Below are 1260 nucleotides of genomic sequence, written 5' to 3' on the forward strand. Positions count from 1 at the left end.
TTGGGTTTGCGCTGGTGAGGGCACGTAACTGGAGAGTCGGACGGCGTCCGTGCCAGGGACGTGCCAGTCAAGGCCTGGAGCCAGGCATGAGGGGGCGCTCAGACTGTCCCGACAGTGTCGGAGCCCACTGTTATCGTCGGCGGAACTCCGACGGAAGGAGGCCCCAAGTGGCCACCCTGCTCATTACCTACGACCTCAACAGTCCAGGTCAGAACTACGAAGCCGTCTACGACACCATCAAGGCGATGGGCGATTGGAACCATCCACTCGACTCCACATGGTTCGTCAAGACGAACCTGACCACCGATCAAGCCCACCAACGAATCAAGGCTGTAACTGATGCTGGTGACCACTGGTTCATCAGCGTGGTGACACAGGATCGTCAAGGCTGGATGCCGAAGTCCTTCTGGGACTGGCTCCGGTGATCACGAACGGAGAGGATGGTGGAGTCGATAGCCAGTACCGCCGGGGAATCCTTGGTGAGGTCCAACCCGGAGACGTCGAAGCCATTGTCGTCAACTGGGTGGACCACCTTCTGGCGGTGCGAGAGGTTCGGGAGTCTCCTGGCGAGAATGGCGTCTACTTCGAGGGCACGACCAGCGACGACCAGCCCATGGGGCGGCTAGTCCGCTACGGGGAGACCTTCTCCTACGTCCCGAAGTACTCGGGCGAGCGCACACTGGACCCATGACCGGCCTGACCGTCACCTTCAGCGGTCCCGACGGTCAGACCGTCGCGGCCGTCGATGGTGTCGTGGTCGTTGACCTTCGGGACCCCGGCGTGGAGGATGGCATGGCCCGCGCCGCCGCCAGCCCCTGGCCCGTGACCGCGACGGGGCCGTGGTGGTTGGGTGGCGGTGGGAGCACGGACCCCTCCAGCGTATTTTGGGCCGCGCGCACGGCGCTCCCCCGGGAGCAGTGGACCCACACCGGCGACACCCCGCCGGTGCCACGGATCCCGGCCCCGGAACCCGGCGTCGTCTTTTAGCCACTAGCCCCGGTGATTCACGGGCCGTAAGGACTGCTGCTGTCGCGTGACGGTGACGCTTTTTCAGTCTGTGGGCGTGCGAGGGTGCCGGCTGGCGCTGCCGGTGGGCGGGTCTCCGGTGGTGCTATCGAGGGCGGGCAGGCGGGGTCAGGCTGGTTTGGGAATCGCGGCGATTGTGTTGAATACGGCGACGATGGCGGCGGCCCACGGCCAGGTTTCGGGGATCTTCACCCGCCGCCTGCGGCCGCTGTGGACCAGTCGGGCTGCCACGTG

Annotated in this window: 3 protein-coding genes; all 3 read left to right on the forward strand. The window is 65.6% G+C overall.

Annotated elements, in window-relative coordinates; all coding sequences use genetic code 11:
* Positions 1-167: 167 nt before the first annotated feature.
* The 3 genes from G6026_RS16905 to G6026_RS15490 are packed head-to-tail and all read left to right on the forward strand — an operon-like array spanning position 168 to position 987.
* The gene (locus G6026_RS16905; protein ID WP_182627575.1) at positions 168-425 is read left to right on the forward strand and encodes a hypothetical protein; all 258 of its coding nucleotides are present in this window, start codon (positions 168-170) and stop codon (positions 423-425) included.
* Positions 422-691, forward strand: coding sequence for a hypothetical protein (locus G6026_RS15485; protein WP_182613697.1), 270 nt, complete (start codon positions 422-424; stop codon positions 689-691). Before G6026_RS16905 ends, G6026_RS15485 begins: the two co-directional genes overlap by 4 nt.
* Positions 688-987, forward strand: a complete 300-nt coding sequence (locus G6026_RS15490) for a hypothetical protein (protein WP_182613698.1) — start codon at positions 688-690, stop codon at positions 985-987. The genes G6026_RS15485 and G6026_RS15490 overlap by 4 nt, the downstream gene beginning before the upstream one ends.
* Positions 988-1260 lie beyond the last annotated feature (273 nt).

The sequence above is a fragment of the Dietzia sp. DQ11-38-2 genome (assembly GCF_014145055.1).
Taxonomy (GTDB): Bacteria; Actinomycetota; Actinomycetes; order Mycobacteriales; family Mycobacteriaceae; genus Dietzia.

Coding starts and splice junctions, on each gene's coding strand:
- G6026_RS15490 (WP_182613698.1), top strand. CDS start 688: ATGACCGGCCTGACCGTCACCTTCAGCGGTCCCGACGGTCAGACCGTC.